Below are 23,331 nucleotides of genomic sequence, written 5' to 3'. Positions count from 1 at the left end.
CCTAGCAAGGACGCGGCGCGGATGTCGTCGGTATGGTCACCGCATGACGCAGGTCACCGCGGTGACGGTCTTTCATCGGGCCGGGGACGCCGCCGCGTTCGACGTCTGGGCGCAGCATCTGCTCGGGTCCGCCCGGTCGGCGCCCGGTTACGTGTCGGGACGGATCTCGGTGCACGACGAGCCAGGGCTGGATTCGGCTGTCGCGGTAACCTTTTCCGGGGAGACACCGCTGCACTCGTGGCTGGACAGCACGCCGAGGATCGCGATCCTGGCCGAGGGCCAGACCTGTGGCTACTGGCGCAGCTCGGGTGAACTCGTCCTGTCGAGGGACGGACCCGCGTCGCCCGGCGTCGGACTGTTCCGCCACACCGTCTCCGCCGGTAAGGACGCCGACTTCCGGAACGTGCAGGTGCAGCTGGCGAGCGTGGCCGCGGGGCTGCCCGGCTACGAGGGCACCACGCTCCTACCGGCGGACGGGGACGGTGAGTGGTCGTCGATCGTGCGGTTTCGGACCGGACACCAGCTGTCGGCGTGGATGCGGTCGGAGGAACGCGATTCCGCGCTGCACGGGCTGCGGTCGACCCTGAGCGCAGACTTCTCGGCGGTCTCGAACACCACGCCGTTCGGCACCACCGTGCGGATCGACGACGGTCACACGCTGATGACACCGAACTGGAAATCGGCGATGTTGGTGTTGCTCGTGCTGTATCCGACCGTGATGCTGCTCTCGCGCTTCCTCGGCCCCATCCTCGACGCCGCCGGCGCGGCACCGTGGCTCGGCCTGTGGATCAGTCAGGTCGTCAGTGTCAGCGCGATGCAATGGTGGCTGATGCCCGCGGCGTCGCGGCCGTTCCGGAAGTGGCTGGACCCGGTCGACGGTGCGGGGACGCGCATCTCCCTGACCGGTGCCGTGGCGATCCTCGTGATGTATGGCCTGACCTTCACGGTGTTCGCCACCGTGCACGAGCTCCAGTTCTGGGATTACGCGAGCTGAAGCACGGCTGCGCGCTCTCGCAGCCGGGCATGGACGCCGCCGTACGGTTCGACGTGGGGGAGAAGCTGCTTGTACAGCTTGGTCACCGCGCTGTAGTTGACGTCGACGACGTTGGCCAGCGGTGAGAGGCAGAGCTGGCTGCACAGCTGATAGGCATCCATCCGGCCGAGGCCGTACAGCTCGGTCATCCACCCGACCATCTCCACCTGGCTGCAGCGCCAGGCGTCCTCGAGGGGGCGTGCGGAGCCGACGGTGATCAGTGCGTCGTCGTGCTCGAAGCGCGGCCAGGCGGGCGCTCCACCCTTGATCAGGTCCACGATCACGGTGACGTTCATGGCGCCCTCGAGCGCAGTGCCGCATGTCTCGCCCTCACCCTGGCGGTAATGCCCGTCGCCCACCGAGAACAGCGCACCGTCGACATTGACACCGAGGTACACGGTCGTGCCTGCCCGCAACTCGGGGGTGTCCATGTTGCCGCCGAAGTAGTCGGGAACCAGCGTTGTGCGAACCTCACGCAGCGCCGGCGCCACCCCCACGGTCCCGAGCATCGGCGCCAACGGCAGCTCCAGTCTGAAGTCGCTCTCGTGCGCGACGAACGTCGCCACCGCCCGCTCGACGTCGACGTCGTAGATCCAGGTCAACTCCGGCAGCGGACTCTGCAGGGTCGCCGTGCGGTCTGTCCCGGTGAGCGCGCCGAACAGCGGGATGGTGGTCGACGCGGCCCACGACCTCGCCGGCTCGATGGCGGCGAAGTGGAGTGCAAGGGTGTCACCCGGCTCGGCGCCCGTCACGTAGAACGGGCCGGTCTGCGGATTGAGCTCCTTCGGGTTGAGCACCTGACTCGGCCTGTCGGTCGGTGAGGTGACCCGCCCCGCGAAGGCATCCTCGGTCCACAACCGAAGCGCGGTGCCCGGCGCCACCTCCATGACCGGCTCTGCGCCGCCGAACGTCCACACGTATTGGTCACGGGAGGGCGTGAACTCAACGACCGTCATGGACAACCTCTTTCACAGTCATCTGGATGCGCGCAGGCAGCGCCCGCGCGCTCGCCCCGGCGAACGCGGTGCCCAACACCATCCACATCACGGCGGCGGTCAGCACCGACTGGAGACGGAACTCGTAGAGCAGGTCGGCCGGGAAGCCGGCCGGGACCTCGTGGACCCGAGGCAGAATCGTTGCGGCGAGCGCAATCACACCGACGTAGGCCCAGACCGCGCCCATGACGGATGTCCAGGCGCCCACCCGCGGGGCGAATCGCAGCGCCACGGCAGTGAGCACGGCGACGGCGGCCACGGACACCACGAGCAAGGCGAGGTAGGCGACGGTGCGCTGACCAGCAGTCTCCTCCTGGCCCACCCCCGGTGGGTTGGCCGGATAGACCAGGGCCGGCACCAGGCTCACGGCGATCAGCCCGACGACACTCAAAGCCGTTGCCACCCAGGCTGGACCAGCCGACCGGCTGAGGGCGGACAACGACGAGGACACCATCGCGTAGGCGACGGCGAACAGTACGCCGACGACCATGCCGAAGCCGATGACCCCGACGCCTGCCCCGACGTTCTCCTGCACCGCACGGGTGAACACCTCGTGCCCGTGACTGTGTTCAGCGGTGATCCCGGCCAGCATGTGCGACCGCTCATCTTCGTGGTGGATGGCCTGGGCGATCAGGGGCGCTACCTGGACGCGGGCATATCCGAAGGCGGACATCCCTGCCAATGCGCCTGCGCCCAAGCCGATTCCGATGATCTTCTTCATCGTCTTTCTCCTTGTCGATCAGTGGCAGGGGAAGCCGAGCAGATGCCGGGCGTCGTGCAGGAACTCGTGTACGTGGGTGTCTGCGCCGAACACCGACACCGCACCCTGGTCGAAGGCCAGGAAGTAGAACGCGATCAGTGCGACCACGGTGGACGTGGTCAGCCACAGCGCGGCGCCGGTGGTGGTGGAGTCCGGCAGGACGGCGGCGGCTCGGCGAGACAGTGAGTCGGGCGCAGGTGTCGAGTTCATCGGGGTGCTTCCTTTGCGGTGGGGGTGATATTTCCATTTCGCAACTATTGCGTGTGACCTGCTTACCGCTCGGGTGTCGACACGTCAATACGAGAGGACGCCTCGGGAGCGATGGAAACCTCGAAGTAACACGGCAACGGCGGCCGCAGGTAAATGCTTTGTTACGAGCCGCCTCTCGGCATTGCATGCGTTCATCTCCAGGTACATCCTTCCATTTGGAAGTGTTTGTTCAAGCAAATGATTGGAGAGATTCGTATGCATGGTCCACACGATCTCGGTGGGCGCGACGGCATCGGTCCGATCGATCCCGAGTTCCTCAAGCCGGGGATACCGGAATGGCGTTACCCCTTCGAGGGTCGGATGCACTCGGTCACCGCCATGGCGATCGCCAAGGGTGCGTTCAACCTCGACGAGCAGCGACATGGGATCGAGCTGATGAAATGGAGCGACTACCTCGACTCGACGTACTACGCGCACTGGCTGTTCTCTGTCGAGAAGCTGCTCAATGACAAGGGGTACATCTCCCATGAGGAGATCGACGAGCGGATGCGAGAGCTCGGCGCACCGTCGATGACACCGCATCCCACCAAGCCGGAGACGCTCTCGCCGTTCGCGGAGAAGATGATCGAGGTGCTGTGGGCGGGCACACCCCATGACCGTCCGGCCGACCAACCCGCGGCCTACGCCGTCGGTGACAGCGTGCTGGTGCGCAACCTCAACGAGGTCACCCACAACCGGCTGCCCGGCTATCTCAACAAGATCCCCGGGGTGATCGCAAAACACTACGGCGCTCACCATGATCCGGCCGACAGCGCACACCGCCAGATCGAGACGCCGCACCACCTGTACATGGTCCGGTTCACGTCCACCGACCTGTGGGGCGACGAAACGCCCGAAGAATTCGACCTCTATGCCGATCTGTTCGAGAACTACCTCGAACCCGCCTGAGCAGTCCGACCCCAAGGAGTTACACCATGAACTGGCTTTCACTCACCGACGTCGAGGCGCGGGTCAATGCGCTGGAATCGCTGATGGTCGAAAAGGGCCTTGCCGAGCACGAGGCCGTCGATGCCGTCGTCGCCTCGTTCGAGAACGACATGGGGCCGGTCAACGGCGCCAAGGTGGTCGCGCGGGCCTGGACTGAACCCGAATACCGCGAATGGTTGCTTTCCGACGCGACCGCGGCGATCGCGGACATGGGTTTCACCGGTCTGCAGACCGAGCACATGGTCGCCGTCGAGAACACCGCCGAGCGGCACAACGTCGTCGTGTGCACACTGTGCTCCTGCTATCCGTGGACGCTGCTGGGGATCCCGCCGGCGTGGTTCAAGTACCCGCAGTACCGCGCGCGCGTGGTGAAGGAACCGCGCAGTGTGCTCGCCGAGTTCGGGGTGTCGCTGCCCGACGACGTCAAGATCGATGTGTGGGACAGCAGCGCAGAGATCCGCTACCTCGTCATTCCGCAGCGTCCTGAGGGCACCGAGGGGTTGACGGCCGAAGAGCTCGTCCCGTTGATCAGCCGCGACTCGATGGTCGGTACGGCGCTCGTCACCGCAGCGACGGCGTCATGACGACCGCGGCGGCACTGGACCTGTCGGACTTCGACGCACTGGACAGCGACGCGGCGTTGCCGCGGTCGAACGGGGAGTTGGTGTTCGACGCTCCATGGCAGGGCCGGTTGTTCGGATTGGTCGTGCACCTGTGCCAGGCGGGAACATTCGAGTGGGACGACTTCAAGGCGCACCTGATCGCAGCTATCGAGGACTCCGGGGTGGGTGAGACCTGTGATCCCGCAGTGTATTACCGGCAGTTCGCGGAGGCGTTCTGCCGACTGTCACGGGAGAAGGGGTTCTTCGCCGAGGCCGAGCTCGATCAGCGGGCTGCCGCAGAGGCGCAGCGGCTTGCGCATTCCGATCATGACCACGACCACGACCACCACCACCACTGAGGGGCGAGTATGTCGAAAGTCACTGCATTGTCGATCAGTGTCGGTGTGTTGGGAATGGTGTCGACGTTGATGACGGCGACGATCTGGAATCTTCCGGTCTGGGTGCTGTTCCTGGCATGGGCGTCGTTCTTCTTCGTCGGGTCGGGCATGCCGGCGCTACTGAAGTCCGTGGCGTGCAACTGGACCGGCATCGCCATCGCGACCTGCACACTGCTCGCGGTCCAGGGGACCACGGGTGCGCTGTGGTTGTCGATCGCTGTCGGCCTGGGAAGCTTTGCCATGGTCCAGGTTTCGCGGCTGGAGTGGATATCTGCGACACCGGCGATCGTGTTCGGGTTCGCGATGACCGTGGGCACCATCGCCGCGACGGGCCATTCCATCACCGATCTCGGGATGTCCAACCCCGCGCTGATCGCGGCGATCACGGCGCTGGTGGGTGCCGCGTTCGGTGTCGCATCGGAATACGGCGCTTCGCTGATCGGTCGGGTCTCGTTGCGCCGCAACGATGCTGATTCAGTTCAGCCGGCGTAGGCAGGGAGCGACGTGAGGTGCACTGAGGTACTCTCAGGACTGAGAAACCTTCAGACGAAGGTGGCGGTTTGGCGGCGGCGAGGAGCATGGTGACGGTCGCGACGGACTTCGACAGCGTGTCGGAGGTCTTCTTCCGGGCAGAGCGTCGTTGGACGGATGCGCTGTGCCGGGGGTTGCTCGACGGAGACATCGCCGCCATCGAGGGGTGGCGCATCCTGGGCATGCTTCGCGGTGGTGACGGTCTGACGATGAGCGACATATCGTCGGCGATGTCGATCCCGCCGCCCACGCTGACCAGGATCGTCGACAAGCTGGTCGAGGGCGGGTTCGTGCTCCGCCGCGTCGACGCGGCCGATCGACGGCGGGTGCTGATCTACCTGTCGGCGCGCGGCAAGACGAAGGTGCGCAAGTTGGTCAAGCAGGAGGCCCTGGTCAAGGCCGCGCTCGTCGAGGAGTTGGGCGAGGAGGCCGCGGTGGGGTTTATCCGTACGCTCGCGCGCGTCGGCGATCTGTCGCTGTAGCGCCGGGTACTACCAGTTCACAACTTTTCACTCATCGAACAGATGCGCAACGCGGCGGTAACCCACCGGCGTGACGATGGCTCAGGTCGAGCCGAGAAGAGGTAGCGAACGGAGCACGACGGTGAACCAGACCCTGAATGTCGCCCTGGTGATACCCCGGAGCGGATCCGCAGGCATCTACGGTCCGTCGTGTGAGGCCTGCGCTGAACTCGCGATCGCCGACGCGAACTCGTCCTCCGGGGTTCTCGGTCGCCAGGTCCGGTTGGTTCCCGTCGACGGCAGTCGCCCGCCGTCCGTGGTGGCCGCTGAAGTTGCTCGACTCGTCGAGAGCGGGGCGATCGACGCGGTGACGGGCTGGCACATCTCGCCGGTGCGCAAAGCGATCGCCCGAGTGACCGCGGGCCGCGTGCCGTACGTCTACGGCCCGCTGTACGAGGGCGGTGAGCACACGGCCGGCCTGTTCCTGACCGGCGAGACGCCGTCCCGGCAGCTCCTGCCGGCAATGGACTGGATGAAAGCCGAGTACGGCATCGACCGGTGGATCGTGATCGGCAACGACTACATCTTTCCCCGTGGTACCGGTGTTGCGGCGGCCAGGCATGCGCGGGCGCAGGGTTCCCCGCTCGTGGGGCAACTGTATGTTCCGCTGGGCACCGAGGACTTCACCGACGCGATCCGGCAGGTCGAGCTCACCGAGGCCACGGGCGTCGTCGTCCTCCTCGTGGGCGGCGACGGGGTGGCGTTCAACCGGCAGTTCGCGGCCACAGGGCTCGATGCCGCGATCCCTCGGCTCAGCCCGCACGTGGAGGAGAACATGCTGATGGCCAGCGGCAGTCACTGCAACAGGAATCTGTTCTCGGCCGCCGGGTACTTCGAGGCCCTCAACACGACCGCCAGCATGGAGTTCGCCGCCCGCTACTACCACCGGTTCGGACTGGCTGCGCCGGCGCTGAACAGCATCGGTGAATCCTGCTATGAGGCGATCGCGCTTCTCATCGCCCTCGCGTCGCGTGCGGGCTCCCTGGCCATCGAAGCCCTCACGTCGGCGGCGGAGTATCTGACGTATGTCAGTCCGCGCGGGGAAGTCACCATGCGGGGCAACCAGATGAGCCAGGACGTCTACGTCGCCGAGGCCGTCGATCTGGATTTCGAGGTCCGGGCGCGGATCTCGGTGGCATGACCGCCTCTTCGCCGGCGGGTTCCGCGTCGAAAACCGACGGCGACCACTGACCTGACTCCTGGCGTTGGCCGGTCGCTCACGTACCCGACACCTGACGGCGTCACAGTGAAACCCGTGGTGGTCGAGGCTCGTGCCCCCGAGCGGTTTCACCGTTGGTGCGAGCAGGTCGTCGCTCGCCTGCCCTTCGGGCTAGACGAGATCGTCCCGCCGACCTTGCTCGGCTTCGCTCTGATCAACAGCTTCACCTTCGGCGTCGACCTGGTGTTGTTGACGCTGCTGCGCGGTGGACTGGGTGTGCCGTATCCCGTTGCGGTGACCGTGGCCTACGCATGTGCCTTCGGTCTGAGTTATGCGCTGAACCGGTACTTCAACTTTCGCTCGCACGCGCCGGTCGGCCCCCAGCTGGCCGTCTACATCGTCGTGGTCGTGGTGAACTATCTGGCGTTCATCCTTGCGTTGTCGACGGTGCTGACCGGTCTCGGCATCGACTACCGCATCGCGCGTCTGATCGCCGGTGGTTGCGAGGCGGCCTACATGTACTGCGCGCTGCGCTGGGTCGTCTTCCGGAAGTCCTAGACCCCGGCCAGAAGGGCGGCCCCTGCGCGGCGGCGAATGCGGTCATCGGCGGCCCGGCCGCATCTTGCCGTCGATGTTGCTGCCGGAATCCTGGTCGGTCCACGAGTAGTTCGCGGCCGCAGTGTCCAGATTCGCCGCGAACGCCTCGGACATGACCTGTACCGCGATACCAGCCTTGGCCCTGGCCAGCAATACTGCTTGGGCGGCGAGGTATGTCGGCATGCACACGATCCCGTGGCTGCGCAGTACCTGGCCGGCTTCATCGGCGGTCAGCGGGATGGCGTCCGCGATCTGTGCGGCAGCGGTGCTCTGTCGCGCAGACAGTCGGCGGAGATGCGATGGCTCGACGTGCAGCTGCTCGCCCGGGGTTGTCAACGTGTCGCGTCCTCACATCCGGGTCGAGTAACCCTCGGCCGCCACTTGTTCGTAGAACGCAACCGCATCCTTGAGCGTTTCCGCTGCGCGGCTTGAATGGTCGGCGAGTTGCGTCATATGCCAGATGCAAACCGGCATGGCCGAAGCGACGGCCCCCGTCTCGATGCCATGGGAGATCGCCTTCCCGTGTTTACCCATGGCGCGTGCAGCCAGGGCCGGAACGATCGCATTCCCCATCACAGTTGCCGCTTTGTTGAACATTCGACGGGTGGTACGTACCTCCCCGGCCTCAGCCGAGAGCGCCATGCGGACCTTGAGATCGGCATCTACGAGTTTCCGGGCTCGCGCATGCTGCTGCTCGTTCGCCGAGGTATAGGCGTCGGCGGCGGTGCCGCGCCAACGGTCGTCCGGCATTGCAGAAGCAATGGAGTCACCAATCTGATTGAACCGATGAGCACTGGCGCTGAAACTGTCTCCTTCTGTGGGAACATTCGCACCGCCGACCTGTTCCTCCATCACGCAGATCATCTTCAGGCCACCTTCGATGATCAACGTCTGTCTGGCCAACGGCAGCATGCTTTGCGCCACGCTCGCAACGTCGCCGACGTCTCCCGCGAGGTTCCACATGGCATCGGCGCCATGGTCGCCGACGATGTCGCCCACTGCGAGGAGGCTTGTGACTGCCTCACCGGCCGCGCCCATTGGACCGAACGGATCCACCCGCTGCATGGTCTCGCCGACCTGGTGCATCAGGTCGCTGTAGAAGTCCAAGAGGCCCACCGGCCCGCCCCCTTTTCGTCACTATCGACCGTATCCCACCGGCGGGGTACATCGGTGCGCCAGATCGGCCACCGACGTGGGTACGATCCCAAGCAGGTGCCAGTGGGGAGGTGGCCGGTCATCGACGATGTCGCAGATGCCGGGAAGACGCCTGGCTGGTTTCCTGATCCGTGGGATCCGTTGCTGCTGAGGTACTTTGACGGTGTGCAGTGGACCGGCAGCGTCATGGCTTCGCCACCTGTCGCATCCTTCGCGCAAGCGTCTGGATATCCGCTCGGGGAACCCGTGCTGTACCTCCGGGCCATTCCCGGCAGGTTCGATCGGGAGGTGTCCTGTGCAGTCGAAGGCGGTCGCGGCCAGCAACTGGGATTCATTCGGTCGGTGGGGAGAGTCCCAGTCGCGGGGCAGGAAACATCGAGCCTCACGTTCGAGGTGATCGACCCCGGTGGCAGGCCCATGATGTTCATTGCATGTGTCGGAAACAAGGCCAAACAACGACTACATGTGGCGGACAACAACGGCCGGCATCTCGGACAGCTGCGACAGGTCAGCTCCTACTGGCGACAACTCTTTCGAACGTCACGCGTCACGATGCAGATCGAGTCGGGCACACATGTATTCGCGACCACGGACGTGTCGATCGACCCACAACAGCGTGATGTCCCGGTGAACGAGCCGATTCGCGACCCTGCCGGAGGGACGCTGGGCGCCGTCGAGCGTCAGTGGCGGGCAACCGAAACAATGAATGACTACTTCGACTACAGGCTGAACTGCGTTCGGATCACGTCGGATCCGTTGCCGCGGTTGCTGTTGGTCGCGGTCTTTGCGCACTACCTGTACGACCGGCTCGCAGTTGGTGGCCCGGTGGGCGCACTGGGAAAGGCGATCTCCCGTCCAACATGGGAAACGTGAGGCACACGAACCGCGCTGACGCCCTAATCGCCGCGGAGGGTGCCCTCGAACTGGTTCCGGCCCAGGCTGTTGACGAAACTCGGTCCGAGCAGCTCGAGTTCGCGACGGTAGTCCTCGGCCCACGTGCCGAACGGATGGTGCGCCAGGTACTCGTTGCGGAACCGGTCGTCCTCGGAGACCTCGGTGGTGCAGAACGACGGGATCGCCAGATCGACCACGGGCCCGTCGCGTTCCACCTCGGAGAGGACCAGGGGAGCGTTGCCGCCCAGGAAGCGGTCGATGACCCAGCCGTCCTCACCCAGCCAGACCGAGGACCGGATCTTGAGGACGACGTGCTCGGCGCGCGCGACGATCTGGCCGGCGACCAGTGGGTCGAGTTCGCGCTCGGCCTCGTAGCGGGTGCCTCCGGCGGCCGGCCCTTTGGCGGTCATGGTGCCGATCGCCCCGTCGCCCAGCGCTGCCACCAACTCGGCGGGTGTGCCGTCCAGTTCGGCAGGCGCGGCTCCCTGCAGCCGGACGCGTACCGCGTAGCCGTCGGCGGCGAACAGGTAGGCCTGCGCGATCAGGGCGGGACTCGGGTCGGAGGCGGCCACGGCAGGCATGTCGCGGACGAAGAACTTCCGTTCGAACTCGAAGTCACCGAAGCCGGAATCGGACATACCGCGACGGTAACCCGGCCGCAGCCGGGACAGTGGACACCGTGTCCGTGTCCACCGGCGGAAAATCTGGTAAAACTGGACAGACTTGAGCGGAACAGACTCAACATTGACGGCGTTGGAGTAGTGGACAAACAATTCAAGGGTCCGCTGTGCGGCCCCCTGTACATGGAAGGGATGGTGTCGTGGACTCGTTCAATCCGACGACCAAGACCCAGGCGGCCCTGACCTCGGCGCTGCAAGCGGCCACGGCCGCGGGCAACCCGCAGATCGCGCCCGCGCACCTGTTGATGGCACTGCTCACCCAGAACGATGGCATTGCCGCACCTCTCCTGGAGGCCGTCGGTGTAGACCCCGCGACAATCCGCGCCGAGGCGCAGCGCCTGCTCGACCGGCTGCCCAGCGCGACCGGTTCGAGTTCGCAGCCGCAGCTGAATTCGGAGGCCATCGCTGCAATCACGGCGGCGCAGCGCCTCGCAACCGAGATGGACGACGAGTACGTCTCCACCGAGCACCTGCTCGTCGGGCTCGCCACCGGAGACTCGGACACCGCGAAGCTCCTGACCGGACACGGCGCGTCGCCCCAGGCGCTGCGTGAGGCGTTCGTCAAGGTGCGTGGCAGTGCCCGCGTCACCAGCCCCGACCCCGAGGGCACCTATCAGGCGCTGGAGAAGTACTCCACCGACCTGACCGCCCGCGCGCGGGAAGGCAAGCTCGACCCGGTCATCGGCCGCGACAACGAGATCCGTCGCGTCGTGCAGGTGCTGAGCCGTCGCACCAAGAACAACCCGGTGCTCATCGGTGAGCCCGGCGTCGGCAAGACCGCGATCGTCGAGGGCCTGGCCCAGCGCATCATCGCCGGCGACGTGCCGGAGAGCCTGCGGGACAAGACCGTCGTCTCCCTGGACCTCGGTTCGATGGTGGCCGGGGCCAAGTACCGCGGCGAGTTCGAGGAACGGCTCAAGGCTGTCCTCGACGACATCAAGAACTCGGCAGGCCAGATCATCACGTTCATCGACGAGCTGCACACCATCGTCGGCGCCGGCGCGACCGGCGAATCGGCGATGGACGCCGGCAACATGATCAAGCCGATGCTGGCCCGCGGTGAACTTAGGCTGGTCGGCGCGACCACGCTCGACGAGTACCGCAAGTACATCGAGAAGGACGCCGCGCTGGAACGCCGTTTTCAGCAGGTGTTGGTCGGCGAACCGTCCGTCGAGGACACCGTCGGCATCCTGCGCGGACTCAAGGAGCGCTACGAGGTGCACCACGGTGTGCGGATCACCGACTCGGCGCTGGTCTCCGCGGCCACGCTGAGCGACCGCTACATCACCGCCCGTTTCCTGCCGGACAAGGCCATCGACCTCGTCGACGAGGCCGCCTCCCGGCTGCGCATGGAGATCGACTCCCGTCCCGTCGAGATCGACGAGGTCGAGCGGCTGGTCCGTCGCCTCGAGATCGAGGAGATGGCGCTGGAGAAGGAAGAGGATGCTGCCTCCAAGGATCGGTTGGAGAAGCTGCGCTCCGAGTTGGCCGACCAGAAGGAAAAGCTGGCGGAGCTCACCACCCGCTGGCAGAACGAAAAGGGCGCGATCGACGTCGTCCGAGAGCTGAAGGAACAGCTGGAGGACCTGCGCGGTGCGGCCGACCGGGCCGAACGCGACGGCGATCTGGCCAAGGCCGCCGAGTTGCGCTACGGCCGCATCCCCGAGGTCGAGAAGAAGCTCGACGCGGCGGTTCCCCAGGCGGAAGCCCGCGAGAATGTGATGCTCAAGGAGGAGGTCGGCCCCGACGACATCGCCGATGTGGTGTCGGCGTGGACCGGTATCCCGGCCGGCCGCATGCTCGAAGGTGAGACCGCCAAGCTGCTGCGCATGGAGGACGAGCTCGGCAAGCGTGTCGTCGGGCAGAAGAAGGCCGTGCAGGCTGTCTCTGATGCGGTGCGCAGGAGCCGGGCCGGTGTCGCCGACCCGAACCGCCCGACGGGCTCGTTCATGTTCCTGGGCCCGACCGGTGTCGGCAAGACCGAGCTGGCCAAGGCGCTGGCCGAGTTCCTGTTCGACGACGAGCGGGCCATGGTCCGCATCGACATGAGCGAGTACGGCGAGAAGCACTCGGTCGCTCGCCTGGTCGGTGCCCCTCCCGGCTACGTCGGCTACGACCAGGGCGGTCAGCTGACCGAGGCGGTGCGGCGGCGCCCGTACACGGTGATCCTGTTCGACGAGATCGAGAAGGCCCACCCGGACGTGTTCGACGTGCTGCTGCAGGTGCTCGACGAGGGCAGGCTGACCGACGGTCAGGGTCGCACGGTCGACTTCCGCAACACCATCCTGATCCTGACGTCGAACCTCGGTGCCGGCGGCAACGAGGAGCAGGTGATGGCCGCGGTGCGGGCGGCGTTCAAGCCGGAGTTCATCAACCGCCTCGACGACGTGATCATGTTCGACGCGCTCGACCCGGAGGAGCTGGTGTCGATCGTCGACATCCAGCTGGCGCAGCTGCAGAAGCGGCTGGCCCAGCGTCGCCTCACCCTCGAGGTGTCGCTGCCTGCCAAGAAGTGGCTGGCCGAGCGCGGTTTCGACCCGCTCTACGGTGCCCGGCCGCTTCGTCGGCTGGTGCAGCAGGCGATCGGCGACCAGCTGGCCAAGCTGCTTCTGGCCGGTGACGTGCACGACGGCGACATTGTGCCGGTCAACGTCAGCCCGAACGGCGACTCGCTGGTCCTGGGCTGAGCTGACACCCGCCGAAATTGCATTCCACGCGCATAATCCCGCCGGATGACCGCGTGGAATGCAATTTCGGCAAGAGGGGCGCGGCAAAGGGTGACCGGGTTGTGACCCATTCGGATTCGGACCGCACCGCCTCGAGCGGATACTCTTGACCCAATGGTTCCGCTCTGGTTCACGCTGTCCGCACTCTGTTTCGTGGGTGCGGCGGTATTGCTGTACGTCGATCTGGACCGCCGCCGTGGCCTCGGCCGCCGCCGCAAGTCGTGGGCGAAGTCGCACGGCTTCGACTACGAGCACGAGTCCACCGACATCCTGAAGCGTTGGAAGCGCGGCGTGATGTCGACCGTGGGCGACGTGACCGCGCGCAACGTGGTCCTCGGCCAGATCCGCGGCGAGGCGGTGTTCATCTTCGACCTCGACGACGTCGCTACTGTCATCGCGCTGCACCGCAAGGTCGGCACCAACGTCGTCGTCGACATGCGTCTCAAGGGCATCAAGGAACCCCGCGAGAGCGACATCTGGCTGCTCGGAGCGATCGGCCCGCGGATGGTGTACTCCACCAACCTCGACGCTGCCCGCCGGGCCTGCGACCGCCGCATGGTGACGTTCGCCCACACCGCGCCCGACTGCGCCGAGATCATGTGGAACGAGCAGAACTGGACGCTGATCAGCATGCCGGTCACCAGCACCCGGGCCCAGTGGGACGAGGGGCTGCGCACGGTGCGCCAGTTCAACGACCTGCTGCGGGTGCTGCCTCCGCTGCCGTCCGCAGCCACCGGTCAGCCCGTCGCACGCCGCAGCGGCTCGCCGAGCCGCCCGCTGACACCCGCGCCCGCCAGGCCCGAGGCCGGCCGGCCCGACCCGGCGCGCCGCACCCCGCCACCGCCGGCCGGACCGCCCCAGCGCAACGGGCGGCAGTCGCCGAACTATCAGCGATAAGTATCCTCTGGGGCATGTCCCGCCCCGTCGCTCTGATCACCGGACCGACGTCCGGGCTCGGTGAGGGCTTCGCGCGCCGCTACGCGGTCGACGGGTTCGACCTGGTGCTGGTCGCACGCGACGTCGAGCGGCTGAACCGGCTCGCCGCAGAGCTGCACGACGAAGCCGGGGCCGATGTCGAGGTGATCCGCGCCGATCTCGCCGACGCCGACGACCGCGCGGTCGTCGCCGACCGGCTGCGCGCCGGCGTCCGGGTCCTGGTGAACAACGCCGGGTTCGGCACGTCGGGGGAGTTCTGGTCGGCCGATTACGCGCTGCTGCAGGCGCAGCTCGACGTCAACGTCACCGCGGTCATGCAATTCACGCACGCCGCGCTGCCCCCGATGCTGGCCGCGGGCGAGGGCACGGTGCTCAACGTCGCCAGCGTCGCGGGTCTGCTGCCCGGGCGGGGATCGACGTACTCGGCGTCGAAGGCGTGGGTGGTGTCGTTCACCGAAGGGCTGGCCAACGGCCTCGAAGGGACCGGCGTCGCAGCCCACGCGCTGTGTCCCGGGTTCGTGCGCACCGAGTTCCACGAGCGGGCCGGCATCGACATGGCGGGCACCGCGTCGTTCCTGTGGCTCGAGGTCGATGACGTGGTCCGCGAGACGATGGCTGGTATCGCCAAACACAAAGTGGTGATCATCCCCGGCCTGCAGTACAAGGCGCTGACCACCGGAGGCCGGTTGGTGCCGCGAAAACTGGTGCGCGCGTTGACGAAAGTGGTGGGCAGGGGCCGTGGTCGGACCTGAGAACCGGTGCGGGTAATCGCGATCCTGACGGCGCTGTTGCTCGCCGTCACGTCATGCTCCGAACCGCAGCGCCGCGACGATGTGTTCTCCGCGGCCACCGCGAAGATCGGCGACTCACTGGCCATCCTGGGCTGGAACATGTCGGTGTCGAACCTGCGCTTCGACGCCGAGAACGTCCTGATCGACGTCGACGCCTCGCCGGCCGCCGACGGTGAGCCGCACACAGCGCCCGAAGACATCCGCTTCGGTCTCTACGGGGCGCTGGCGCACCCCCTCGAGGCGAACGCTCTCGGCGGCTGCCGAAACGTGACAAGCCTTGACATCCAACCGTTGTCGGCGCCGACTCCCGACCGGCTCACCGGGACGGTGTGTCTGGGGCCGCTGCGCGACCAGTCCCAGGTGCGTGGCGTCTACGTGTACTCGCCGCGAAACCGCATGCCCGGCACGACGGTGGCCTACCCTGCCGCGTTCCCGGTCGGGTTGCCGCCCACCACCGGCACGGACACCGGCCTGGCGCTGAAGACCACGAGCGTCGACGCCTTCCGCGCGGACGGCGCCAAGCTCACCCCCACTGCACTCGGGGACCCCGCTGCCTTCCAGGGCGAGGGCTACATGCTGCTCGGCCTCGAAATCAGCGGCCTGGCAGCGCGATACCGCGACGACTCCGTCCAGCGTGGCGGGCCGATGATGGTGCTCACCGCGCCGACCCGCTCCGGCAAGGGGCTGAGCCACGCATGTGACGTGTACGGGTCCTCGATGCTCGTGCTGCCCGACGCCTCACGGGACAGCGTGCAGGTCGGCGTGTCGCTGTGCACCCAGGGAGAGATCAACGCGGCGCTGCTGTACGCCACCGTGTCGCTGACCGGCACCCACGCCGCACTGTGGACCACCGATGACTGATCTGCCCGGGCCCACCGAGTGGGGTGAGGGGCCCGGCGTCGGCCCGTGGCAGGGCCCACCGCCCGACGACCAGCGCCTCGACCCCGAATTGCTGCGTGCCGGAGATTCCCGCAACGTCGTTGACGCGTACCGGTATTGGACGCGTGAGGCCATCATCGCCGACATTGACACGCGCAGACATCCGCTGCACATCGCGATCGAGAACTTCGGCAACGACGCCAACATCGGGTCGGTGGTGCGCACGGCGAACGCGTTCGCGGTGAACACCGTGCACATCGTCGGGCGGCGCCGGTGGAACCGGCGCGGAGCCATGGTGACCGACCGTTACCAGCGCCTGTGTCACCACGACACCACTGCCGAGCTGCTCGACTTCGCTCGCCGCGCAGGCCTGACGGTCGTCGCCGTCGACAACGTGCCCGGTGCGTCCCGCATCGAGGAGGCCTCGCTGCCACGGGATTGCCTGCTGATCTTCGGCCAGGAAGGGCCGGGTATCACCGACGATGCGAAAAGCGGTGCGCCGCTAACCGTTTCGATCGCCCAGTTCGGCTCCACAAGGAGCATCAACGCCGGCGTCGCCGCTGGGATCGCGATGCACACCTGGATCCGCCAGCACGCCGACCTCGGATGCGCCTGGTGACCCCGGCCGCAGCAGCCACCACACCGCGACCGCGGCGGTGAGCAGGAGCACGGCGCCGACGGCCGACGCGGACGCCAGCCCGTGCGTGAACGAGGCCCGCGCCGCGTCCAGCAGCGTCGCCTGCTGATCGGCCGGCAGTGAGTGCGCGGCGTGAGTTGCGCCGGGAAGCGAGTCGCGGGCCAGATCTGCTGCCGCTGAGGGGAGCTCGGGTGCCACGAGCACAGTGCGGTACACGGCGGTGACGATCGAACCGAGCATCGCGATGCCCAGAGCCATGCCCAGCTCGTAGGCCGTCTCCGAGACCGCGGCCGCGGCCCCGGCGCGCTCCCTCGGCACGCTGGCCAGGATCACGTCGCTGGCGACGGTGAACGCCAGGCCGAGTCCCACGCCGACCACGAACAGCGCAACACCCAGCGGCAGGTACGGCGCGACAGGGGTGAACACCAGTAGCGAGGCGGTCAGTGCGGCCATCGCAACGCCGACGAGCGCCAGGCCCGTGGCGAGTACCGCGCGGTGTGAGACGTACCGCACGGCCACCCCGGCCAGCACACCGAACACCGTGGCCGTCACCGCCGCGGGCAGCTCGGCCAGGCCCGCCTTCAGCGGCCCGTACCCATGCACCAGCTGAAAGTACTGGGACAGAAAGAAAACCAGACCGGACAGGCCGAGCACCGAGAGCAGGTTCGCGGCCACCACGCCGGAGAACCGCGGGTTGGCGAACAGCCGGACGTCGATCAGCGGTACCGGCAGGCGAAGCTGGCGGCGCACGAACACCGTCAGCGCAGCGGCGCCGACGAGGCCGGCCACGGCGACGTCGGGGCCGAGACCGTGCGCCAGCCCGGCGAAGCCCTCTTTGACCGCGTACACCACGGCGAGCATGCCGACCATCGACAGGGCCACACTGGGCAGGTCCCACGGGCCGGGGTCGGGGTTGCGGTGCTCGGGCAGCAGCAGCAGACCGCCGACGAGCAGTACCACCATCACCGGAATGTTGATCAGGAAGACCGAACCCCACCAGAAGTGTTCCAGCAGAACACCACCCACTACCGGGCCGAGCGCGGCGCCCGCCGAGAACGCCGACGCCCATATGCCGACGGCGATGCTGCGCTCCCGCTGGTCGGGGAACAGGCCGCGGATCAACGCCAGCGTGGCCGGGGTCAGCGTCGCGCCCGCCATCCCGAGCAGCGCGCGGGTGAGGATCAGAATCTGCGGCGACGTCGAGTACGCGGTGACGGCCGAGATGACCGCGAAAGCCGTTGCGCCGCAGAGCAGCAATCTCCGGTGTCCGATCCGGTCGCCGAGGCTTCCCATGCTGATCAGCAGCGCGGCGAGCACGAACGAGTAGATGTCGCCGATCCACAGGATCTGGGTGCCGGTGGCGCCGAGGTCGGCGCTGATGAACGGGGTCGCCAGCGCCAGCACCGTGCCGTCGATACCGATGAGCAGAACGGCCAGCGTCAGGACGCCCAGAGCCGACCAGCGGCGCGTCACGAGGTCACCCCGTGCAGAAGTAGGTCGATGATCAGCCGGTCGAAGTCGCGGGCGGCGGCACGTCCGGCGCGGATCGACCACGCGGTGCCGCCGACCAGGCTGTAGAACATCTCGGTGAGCCACGCCGCGGTCAGGTCGGGCCGGAATTCCCCGTCGCGCTGACCGCGCAGAAAAAGTGCGGTGATCTTGTCGTCGATCACCCGCCAGGCCTCCAGCGTGGTGTCCATGTCGATCTCCTGGCTCTGGGTGTAGAGCAGGGCCAGGTACGGCGAGACCGGCTCGCAGGCCGACACCAGGCGGCGCAGCGCTTCCGTCGCCGTGCCCTCGTCGAGCCGGACGGTGTCGAGCACTGTGCGCATCTCGGTGATCGCGAGTTCCTCCAGCGCGGTCATCAACGCGAGCCGGCCGGCGAAGTGCCGGTGAAGGGTCGCGCGGCTCACGCCGACGGCGGCGGCGATCTCGTCCTGCGTCGCGTTGGGGCGCCGTCCCAGGAAATCGGCCGCGGCGCGCAGCAATTGATCGCGGGTCGCAGTCATGTGACAACTTTAGCTCATATGAGACATATTTGTCTCATAGCCAGGTGGGGGCTGGTAGGGCAGGATCGACCGCATGGACCAGATGTGGGCCAACCGCGCCGCCAGCGCCGAAGCCGCGATCTCCGCCCGACACCTCAAGCGGTTGTGGGGGTTGCCGCGAACGCAACTGGGGGTGGTGGCCTGGCCGGCCGACGGCCGGGACCGGCGATTCGGCACCTGGCACTACTGGTGGCAGGCCCACCTGCTGGACAACCTCGTCGACGCGCAGGTGCGCGACCCCAGACCCGAACGGCTCGGCGTGATCACCAAGCAGATCCGCGGGATTCGGCTGCGCAACATCGGCAGGTGGACCAACGACTACTACGACGACATGGCATGGTTGGCGCTCGCCCTGGAACGCGCGGGACGGTTGACCGGGGTGACGCGGCCCAGGGCGCTGGCGAAGCTGGCGGACCAGTTCGTCACCGCGTGGGTGCCCGAGGACGGCGGCGGCATCCCGTGGCGCAAACAGGACCAGTTCTTCAACGCCCCCGCCAACGGACCGGCCGCGATCTTCCTGGCCCGTTATGACGACCGGCTGCGGCGGGCCCAGCAGATGGCCGACTGGATCGACGACACGCTGATCGATCCGGAGACCCACCTGGTGTTCGACGGCATCAAGGCGGGCTCGTTGGTGCGCGCCCAGTACACCTACTGCCAGGGCGTCGTGCTCGGCCTCGAGACCGAGCTCGCCGTGCGCACCGACGCACCCCGGCACGCCGAGCGGGTGCACCGCCTGGTGGCCGCGGTCGCCGAGCACATGGCACCCGCAGGGGTCATCAAGGGTGCCGGCGGCGGCGACGGCGGATTGTTCAACGGCATCCTCGCGCGGTATCTGGCCCTGGTGGCGACGGCGCTGCCCGGCGACTCCCCGGCCGATGGCACGGCCCGCGAGACGGCGACCGAGCTGGTGCTCACCTCGGCGCGCGCCGCGTGGGACAACAGGCAGACCGGCAAGGACACCGAGGGTCTGCCGCTGTTCGCGGCGTTCTGGGACCGCCCCGCCGAACTGCCGACGGCGGGTACCGGGGACGCCGAGTTCGTGGACGGCGCGGTCAACTCCTCGGAGATCCCCGAGCGCGACCTGTCGGTGCAACTTGCCGGATGGATGCTTTTGGAGGCCGCGCATGTTGTGACCGCAGGTGACAGTGACTGAGCAGACCACCGCGCGGGGATTCCCGCTGCTCCCCTCGCGGCTGTCCCGCGGCAGCCAGGCCACCAGGACCACCGACAACACCGCCGCGGCACTGCTGCTGACGTTCACCGTCGTGGCCATCCTGTGGGCGAATTCGCCTTGGGCGCAGAGCTATTCGACCCTGCTGGAAACCCACATCGGGTTCGGGTTCGGTGCTCACCACTTCGAGATGACGGTCAAGCACCTCGTCAACGACGCGCTGATGACGTTCTTCTTCTTCATCGTCGGGCTCGAGGTGACCCGGGAGTTCACCATCGGTGAGCTCACCGACCGGTCCAGGGCGGCGGTGCCCGTCGTCGCCGCCGCTGCAGGCCTGATCGTGCCTGCCATCGTGTTCCTGGCGTTCAACCCGTCCGGGGACAACGCCCACGCCTGGGGCGTGGTGATCTCGACCGACACCGCGTTCCTGGTCGGTGCGCTGGCCATCATCAAGCCGAAGTTCCCGGCCCGGGTGCGGCTGTTCCTGCTCACGCTCGCCGTGGTCGACGACGTCGGGGCGCTGGTCGCGATCGCGGTGTTCTACTCCGACGCCATCCAAGTCGGGCCGCTGGTCGTCGCGGTCACCATGCTCGTCGCGTTGGCCCTGGTGCGGTTCCTGCCCGCGGTGCGCGGCCCCGCCTACGCGGTGCTCGGTGTCGCGCTCTGGGTGGCGCTGTACCTGGCCGGGATCCATCCCACCCTGGCGGGCGTCGCCGTCGCGCTGTTGATCCCGGTGTTCACGCCGGAACGGCGCCCCGTCGAGCGGGCCGTCGACCAGATCCGCGCGTTCCGGCAGTCGCCGAACTCTCAGTACGCGCGCGCCGCGAGTCGCTCGCTGCGGGAGTCGATCTCGATCAACGAGCGGATGCAGACCGCGGTGGGTCCGGCGGTGTCGTTCGTGATCCTTCCGCTGTTCGCGTTGGTCAACGCCGGCGTGCTGCTCGACGGGCAGAGCCTGATGACGGCCCTGCGGTCGCCGCTGACGTGGGGCATCGTGGCCGGTTTGGTAATCGGCAAGTTCGTCGGCATCACCGGCGCCACCTGGCTGATGCGCCGCACCGGACTGGGCGTGCTCGCGCCGGGGCTGACGCTGCGCCGGATCGCCGGCGGCGCCGCGCTGTCCGGGATCGGATTCACGATCTCGCTGTTCATCGTCGACATCGCGATCTCCGACGCGAGCCGTCAGGATCAGGCGCGCATCGGCGTGCTGGCGGCCTCCGTCCTCGCATTCGTATTCGGCTGGGCGGTCTTCCGGATCACCGACTGGCTGAGCCCGCCCGAACCGGTGGGGTTGAAGCTGCTGCGCCCGGTGGAGCCCGACCGCGACCACGTCCGCGGCAGGTACGACGCGCCGTTGGTCCTCGTCGAGTACGGCGACTTCGAATGCCCGTTCTGCAGCCGGGCCACCGGGGCGATCGACGAGGTGCGCGCCCATTTCGGCGACGATCTGCTGTATGTGTGGCGGCACTTCCCGCTGGAGCGGGCGCATCCGCGCGCGTTCGACGCCGCGCGGGCCAGTGAGGCCGCGGCACTGCAGGGCAAGTTCTGGGAGATGGCCCATGAACTGTTCGACCACCAGGACGACCTGGAGTGGTCGGACATGTACCGCTACGCGGTGGCGGCCGGGTGTGACATCGAGCAGTTCGATCAGGACGTGCGGGTGCACTCGTCGAAGGTGCTGCACCGGGTGACCGACGACGCCGAGGACGCCGAGGCGATGGACCTCAACGCGACACCGACGCTGTTCGTCAACGGCATCCGGCACAGGGGACCGTGGGATGCCGCCAGCCTGATCCGGGCGCTGGAAGCGGGGAGGCGCTAACCGGTCGGTTCGGCCTCGGTGCTGCCGGGGATTGCGCCGCCGGCCTGCTTGGCGGCCTTGCGGCGCCGGTACCACTCGATGAGCATCGGCAGCACCGACAGGAGCACGATCCCGATGACGATCGGCTCGAGCAGCTTCTGGATGACCTCGAACCTGCCCAGCCAGTAGCCGAGCAGCGTCAGACCCGCACCCCACACCACCGCGCCGACAGCGTTGTACAGCGTGAACACCGCATAGTTCATCTTCGCGGCACCGGCGGTGATCGGCGCCAGCGTGCGCACGATCGGCACGAACCGCGCGACGACGATCGCGAACGGGCCGCGCTGCTCGAAGAACAGGTGAGCCTCGTCGAGATACTTCTGCTTCAGGAACCGCGCGTCCGGCTTGAACATCGCGGTGCCGACGTTGCGGCCGATCCAGTAGCCCACCTGGGCGCCGAGCACCGCCGCGATCGGGATGAACACCAGCAGTTGCCACAGCTGGAAGTCGGCGTTGGCGACATTGCCCTCCTTGGACGCCGCCGCCGTGCCCGCCGCCAGCATCCCGGCCACGAACAGCAGCGAGTCGCCCGGCAGGACGGGGAACAGCACCCCGGACTCGACGAAGACGACCACGAGCAGACCGATCAGCGCCCAGGTCCCGAAGTAGCTCAACAGGTTGATCGGGTCCAGGAAATCGGGCATCAGCGCGAGATTGTCGACGACCACGGGTCCCAAGGGTACCGGCGACTTAGGCTGGGTCATGCCCACCCACAAGGCCGTGCAGGTCCCCTCCGCCAACGAAGCGCTCACCCACGTCGAGGTCGACACCCTGCCCCCGCCTGCGGGCCATGTCCGTATCGACGTCGCCGCGTGCGGGGTGTGCGGCACCGACCGGGAGATCCGCGCCGGCCACTTTCCCGGTCTGCAGTGGCCGGTCACGCTCGGACACGAGATCGCGGGAACCGTCGCCGAGCTCGGGGACGGTGTCGAGGACTTCGCGGTCGGCGACAGGGTGGCGGTCGGCTGGTTCGGAGGCAACTGCAACCGCTGCGTCCCGTGCCGGAGGGGCTTCTTCATGCAGTGCGAACGCATGCAGGTGCCGAGCTGGCACTACCCGGGCGGCTATGCCGAGTCGGTGACGGCGCCCGCGACCGCACTCGCGCGGATACCGGACGGGCTGTCATTCGTCGAAGCCGCACCCATGGGCTGCGCGGGCGTGACGACGTTCAACGGCCTGCGCCAGACGCGCGCCAAGGCCGGCGACCTGGTCGCGGTCCTCGGTGTCGGGGGCCTCGGTCACCTCGGCGTGCAGTGGGCGCGGGCCATGGGCTTCGAGACGGTCGCGATCGGCCGCGGCACCGGCAAGGCCGAGGAAGCCACGCAGTTCGGCGCACACCACTACATCGACTCGACCGGGCAGGACGTCGCCGCGGAGCTGACGAAGCTGGGCGGCGCGTCTGTGGTGCTGGCGACGGCGAACAACGCCGCCGCGATGGCTGCGACCGTCGGCGGCCTGGGTCCGGCCGGCGAACTCGTCGTCGTCGGCGTCACCGCCGAGAACCTGCCGATCAGTCCGCTCGACCTGATCAACGCCGGGCGCTCGGTGACCGGTCATCCGTCGGGGACATCGCGCGACGTCGAGGAGACGATGCACTTCGCGCTGCTGTCGGGGGTGCGCGCGAAGGTGGAGGAAGTGCCGCTGGAGCGGGCCGCCGAAGCATATGAGGCGATGGACTCCGGCCGTGCCCGCTACCGGATGGTGCTCACCACGTAGGGAAACACCTGATTTCTCCTGCGTCGCGCCGACACTAGCGT

Annotated in this window: 26 protein-coding genes; 17 read left to right on the top strand and 9 right to left on the bottom strand. The window is 67.5% G+C overall.

The window, feature by feature from the left end:
* Positions 1–43: 43 nt before the first annotated feature.
* Entirely contained in the window at positions 44–994 is a 951-nt protein-coding gene (locus BN976_RS03380) for a putative antibiotic biosynthesis monooxygenase (protein WP_084182186.1), read from the top strand.
* On the opposite strand, the gene BN976_RS03375 is transcribed toward BN976_RS03380, so the two are convergent.
* The 3 genes from BN976_RS03375 to BN976_RS03365 are packed head-to-tail and all read right to left on the bottom strand — an operon-like array spanning position 982 to position 2,998.
* Positions 982–1,989 (bottom strand): acetamidase/formamidase family protein, encoded by a 1,008-nt coding sequence (locus BN976_RS03375; protein ID WP_036367891.1) that lies wholly within the window; start codon positions 1,987–1,989, stop codon positions 982–984. The two genes, BN976_RS03380 and BN976_RS03375, sit on opposite strands and share 13 nt — an antisense overlap.
* Positions 1,976–2,749, bottom strand: coding sequence for a CbtA family protein (locus BN976_RS03370; protein ID WP_036367889.1), 774 nt, complete (start codon positions 2,747–2,749; stop codon positions 1,976–1,978). The genes BN976_RS03375 and BN976_RS03370 overlap by 14 nt, the downstream gene beginning before the upstream one ends.
* Before the next feature lie 18 nt (positions 2,750–2,767).
* Positions 2,768–2,998, bottom strand: a complete 231-nt coding sequence (locus tag BN976_RS03365) for a CbtB domain-containing protein (RefSeq protein ID WP_036367886.1) — start codon at positions 2,996–2,998, stop codon at positions 2,768–2,770.
* A gap of 255 nt (positions 2,999–3,253) precedes the next feature.
* On the opposite strand from BN976_RS03365, the gene nthB reads away from it, so the two are divergent.
* The 7 genes from nthB to BN976_RS03330 all read left to right on the top strand — a co-directional run bounded on the left by nthB (position 3,254) and on the right by BN976_RS03330 (position 7,754).
* A complete protein-coding gene (nthB, locus tag BN976_RS03360) occupies positions 3,254–3,946 on the top strand; it encodes a nitrile hydratase subunit beta (protein ID WP_036367883.1) in 693 nt (230 codons plus the stop codon).
* A gap of 26 nt (positions 3,947–3,972) precedes the next feature.
* Entirely contained in the window at positions 3,973–4,569 is a 597-nt protein-coding gene (nthA, locus tag BN976_RS03355; protein WP_036367881.1) for a nitrile hydratase subunit alpha, read from the top strand.
* Positions 4,566–4,946 carry a nitrile hydratase accessory protein gene (locus BN976_RS03350; RefSeq protein ID WP_036367878.1) on the top strand — a complete coding sequence of 127 codons (381 nt, stop codon included), beginning with the start codon at positions 4,566–4,568 and terminating at the stop codon, positions 4,944–4,946. Before nthA ends, BN976_RS03350 begins: the two co-directional genes overlap by 4 nt.
* A 9-nt stretch (positions 4,947–4,955) precedes the next feature.
* The gene (locus BN976_RS03345) at positions 4,956–5,477 is read left to right on the top strand and encodes a DUF1097 domain-containing protein (protein WP_036367876.1); all 522 of its coding nucleotides are present in this window, start codon (positions 4,956–4,958) and stop codon (positions 5,475–5,477) included.
* Positions 5,478–5,563: 86 nt separating this feature from the next.
* Positions 5,564–5,998, top strand: coding sequence for a MarR family winged helix-turn-helix transcriptional regulator (locus BN976_RS03340; protein WP_235621991.1), 435 nt, complete (start codon positions 5,564–5,566; stop codon positions 5,996–5,998).
* A gap of 121 nt (positions 5,999–6,119) precedes the next feature.
* The gene (locus BN976_RS03335) at positions 6,120–7,178 is read left to right on the top strand and encodes a substrate-binding domain-containing protein (RefSeq protein ID WP_036367870.1); all 1,059 of its coding nucleotides are present in this window, start codon (positions 6,120–6,122) and stop codon (positions 7,176–7,178) included.
* 114 nt (positions 7,179–7,292) lie between these two features.
* Entirely contained in the window at positions 7,293–7,754 is a 462-nt protein-coding gene (locus tag BN976_RS03330) for a GtrA family protein (RefSeq protein ID WP_036369090.1), read from the top strand.
* 42 nt (positions 7,755–7,796) lie between these two features.
* Here the strand turns inward: BN976_RS03330 and BN976_RS03325 are convergent, their stop codons facing one another.
* Both BN976_RS03325 and BN976_RS03320 read right to left on the bottom strand, forming a co-directional pair.
* Positions 7,797–8,129, bottom strand: a complete 333-nt coding sequence (locus tag BN976_RS03325; protein ID WP_036367868.1) for an ESX-1 secretion-associated protein — start codon at positions 8,127–8,129, stop codon at positions 7,797–7,799.
* 12 nt (positions 8,130–8,141) lie between these two features.
* A complete protein-coding gene (locus BN976_RS03320; protein WP_036367865.1) occupies positions 8,142–8,909 on the bottom strand; it encodes an EspA/EspE family type VII secretion system effector in 768 nt (255 codons plus the stop codon).
* A 54-nt stretch (positions 8,910–8,963) separates the two neighbouring features.
* Here BN976_RS03320 and BN976_RS03315 point away from each other — a divergent pair, with 54 nt between their 5' ends.
* A complete protein-coding gene (locus BN976_RS03315) occupies positions 8,964–9,821 on the top strand; it encodes a DUF2510 domain-containing protein (protein ID WP_235621956.1) in 858 nt (285 codons plus the stop codon).
* A gap of 23 nt (positions 9,822–9,844) precedes the next feature.
* On the opposite strand, the gene BN976_RS03310 is transcribed toward BN976_RS03315, so the two are convergent.
* Positions 9,845–10,480, bottom strand: a complete 636-nt coding sequence (locus BN976_RS03310; RefSeq protein WP_036367864.1) for a CYTH domain-containing protein — start codon at positions 10,478–10,480, stop codon at positions 9,845–9,847.
* 182 nt (positions 10,481–10,662) lie between these two features.
* Between BN976_RS03310 and clpB the strand changes: the two genes are divergently transcribed.
* The 5 genes from clpB to BN976_RS32370 all read left to right on the top strand — a co-directional run bounded on the left by clpB (position 10,663) and on the right by BN976_RS32370 (position 16,473).
* Positions 10,663–13,209: an ATP-dependent chaperone ClpB gene (gene clpB, locus BN976_RS03305; protein ID WP_036367861.1), complete on the top strand. Its 2,547-nt coding sequence runs from the start codon at positions 10,663–10,665 to the stop codon at positions 13,207–13,209.
* 153 nt (positions 13,210–13,362) lie between these two features.
* Positions 13,363–14,145, top strand: a complete 783-nt coding sequence (ttfA, locus tag BN976_RS03300; protein ID WP_036367858.1) for a trehalose monomycolate transport factor TtfA — start codon at positions 13,363–13,365, stop codon at positions 14,143–14,145.
* A 14-nt stretch (positions 14,146–14,159) separates the two neighbouring features.
* A complete protein-coding gene (locus BN976_RS03295) occupies positions 14,160–14,936 on the top strand; it encodes an SDR family NAD(P)-dependent oxidoreductase (RefSeq protein ID WP_036367856.1) in 777 nt (258 codons plus the stop codon).
* A gap of 6 nt (positions 14,937–14,942) precedes the next feature.
* Positions 14,943–15,836, top strand: a complete 894-nt coding sequence (locus BN976_RS03290; protein WP_036367853.1) for a hypothetical protein — start codon at positions 14,943–14,945, stop codon at positions 15,834–15,836.
* Positions 15,829–16,473 carry a TrmH family RNA methyltransferase gene (locus BN976_RS32370; RefSeq protein ID WP_084182185.1) on the top strand — a complete coding sequence of 215 codons (645 nt, stop codon included), beginning with the start codon at positions 15,829–15,831 and terminating at the stop codon, positions 16,471–16,473. Before BN976_RS03290 ends, BN976_RS32370 begins: the two co-directional genes overlap by 8 nt.
* Here the strand turns inward: BN976_RS32370 and BN976_RS03285 are convergent.
* On the bottom strand, positions 16,357–17,964 hold the full coding sequence (locus BN976_RS03285; protein WP_036367851.1) for an MFS transporter: 1,608 nt from the start codon (positions 17,962–17,964) through the stop codon (positions 16,357–16,359). The two genes, BN976_RS32370 and BN976_RS03285, sit on opposite strands and share 117 nt — an antisense overlap.
* Positions 17,961–18,500, bottom strand: a complete 540-nt coding sequence (locus BN976_RS03280; RefSeq protein ID WP_036367849.1) for a TetR/AcrR family transcriptional regulator — start codon at positions 18,498–18,500, stop codon at positions 17,961–17,963. Before BN976_RS03280 ends, BN976_RS03285 begins: the two co-directional genes overlap by 4 nt.
* Positions 18,501–18,573: 73 nt before the next feature.
* On the opposite strand from BN976_RS03280, the gene BN976_RS03275 reads away from it, so the two are divergent.
* Both BN976_RS03275 and nhaA read left to right on the top strand, forming a co-directional pair.
* Positions 18,574–19,695, top strand: coding sequence for a glycoside hydrolase family 76 protein (locus tag BN976_RS03275; RefSeq protein WP_036367846.1), 1,122 nt, complete (start codon positions 18,574–18,576; stop codon positions 19,693–19,695).
* On the top strand, positions 19,682–21,535 hold the full coding sequence (nhaA, locus tag BN976_RS03270; RefSeq protein ID WP_409366009.1) for a Na+/H+ antiporter NhaA: 1,854 nt from the start codon (positions 19,682–19,684) through the stop codon (positions 21,533–21,535). The genes BN976_RS03275 and nhaA overlap by 14 nt, the downstream gene beginning before the upstream one ends.
* On the opposite strand, the gene BN976_RS03265 is transcribed toward nhaA, so the two are convergent.
* Positions 21,532–22,278, bottom strand: coding sequence for a DedA family protein (locus BN976_RS03265; RefSeq protein WP_409366008.1), 747 nt, complete (start codon positions 22,276–22,278; stop codon positions 21,532–21,534). The two genes, nhaA and BN976_RS03265, sit on opposite strands and share 4 nt — an antisense overlap.
* Between BN976_RS03265 and BN976_RS03260 the strand changes: the two genes are divergently transcribed.
* Complete coding sequence (locus BN976_RS03260) at positions 22,277–23,290, top strand: alcohol dehydrogenase catalytic domain-containing protein (RefSeq protein WP_036367842.1); 1,014 nt, start codon at positions 22,277–22,279, stop codon at positions 23,288–23,290. The two genes, BN976_RS03265 and BN976_RS03260, sit on opposite strands and share 2 nt — an antisense overlap.
* The last annotated feature ends 41 nt before the right edge of the window (positions 23,291–23,331 follow it).

The organism is Mycolicibacterium austroafricanum, from assembly GCF_000612725.1.
GTDB classification, from domain to species: Bacteria; Actinomycetota; Actinomycetes; order Mycobacteriales; family Mycobacteriaceae; genus Mycobacterium; species Mycobacterium austroafricanum.
The sequence above is the reverse complement of the archived record's forward strand: the minus strand, read 5'-3'. Positions and strand labels throughout refer to the sequence as shown.

Excerpts from the sequence above, each read along its gene's own strand:
- BN976_RS03380 (WP_084182186.1), top strand. The coding sequence starts at position 44 with ATGACGCAGGTCACCGCGGTGACGGTCTTTCATCGGGCCGGGGACGCC.
- BN976_RS03375 (WP_036367891.1), bottom strand. The coding sequence starts at position 1,989 with ATGACGGTCGTTGAGTTCACGCCCTCCCGTGACCAATACGTGTGGACG.
- BN976_RS03370 (WP_036367889.1), bottom strand. The coding sequence starts at position 2,749 with ATGAAGAAGATCATCGGAATCGGCTTGGGCGCAGGCGCATTGGCAGGG.
- BN976_RS03365 (WP_036367886.1), bottom strand. The coding sequence starts at position 2,998 with ATGAACTCGACACCTGCGCCCGACTCACTGTCTCGCCGAGCCGCCGCC.
- nthB (WP_036367883.1), top strand. The coding sequence starts at position 3,254 with ATGCATGGTCCACACGATCTCGGTGGGCGCGACGGCATCGGTCCGATC.
- nthA (WP_036367881.1), top strand. The coding sequence starts at position 3,973 with ATGAACTGGCTTTCACTCACCGACGTCGAGGCGCGGGTCAATGCGCTG.
- BN976_RS03350 (WP_036367878.1), top strand. The coding sequence starts at position 4,566 with ATGACGACCGCGGCGGCACTGGACCTGTCGGACTTCGACGCACTGGAC.
- BN976_RS03345 (WP_036367876.1), top strand. The coding sequence starts at position 4,956 with ATGTCGAAAGTCACTGCATTGTCGATCAGTGTCGGTGTGTTGGGAATG.
- BN976_RS03340 (WP_235621991.1), top strand. The coding sequence starts at position 5,564 with ATGGTGACGGTCGCGACGGACTTCGACAGCGTGTCGGAGGTCTTCTTC.
- BN976_RS03310 (WP_036367864.1), bottom strand. The coding sequence starts at position 10,480 with ATGTCCGATTCCGGCTTCGGTGACTTCGAGTTCGAACGGAAGTTCTTC.
- ttfA (WP_036367858.1), top strand. The coding sequence starts at position 13,363 with ATGGTTCCGCTCTGGTTCACGCTGTCCGCACTCTGTTTCGTGGGTGCG.
- BN976_RS03295 (WP_036367856.1), top strand. The coding sequence starts at position 14,160 with ATGTCCCGCCCCGTCGCTCTGATCACCGGACCGACGTCCGGGCTCGGT.
- BN976_RS32370 (WP_084182185.1), top strand. The coding sequence starts at position 15,829 with ATGACTGATCTGCCCGGGCCCACCGAGTGGGGTGAGGGGCCCGGCGTC.
- BN976_RS03280 (WP_036367849.1), bottom strand. The coding sequence starts at position 18,500 with ATGACTGCGACCCGCGATCAATTGCTGCGCGCCGCGGCCGATTTCCTG.
- BN976_RS03275 (WP_036367846.1), top strand. The coding sequence starts at position 18,574 with ATGGACCAGATGTGGGCCAACCGCGCCGCCAGCGCCGAAGCCGCGATC.
- BN976_RS03260 (WP_036367842.1), top strand. The coding sequence starts at position 22,277 with ATGCCCACCCACAAGGCCGTGCAGGTCCCCTCCGCCAACGAAGCGCTC.
- BN976_RS03265 (WP_409366008.1), bottom strand. The coding sequence starts at position 22,278 with ATGACCCAGCCTAAGTCGCCGGTACCCTTGGGACCCGTGGTCGTCGAC.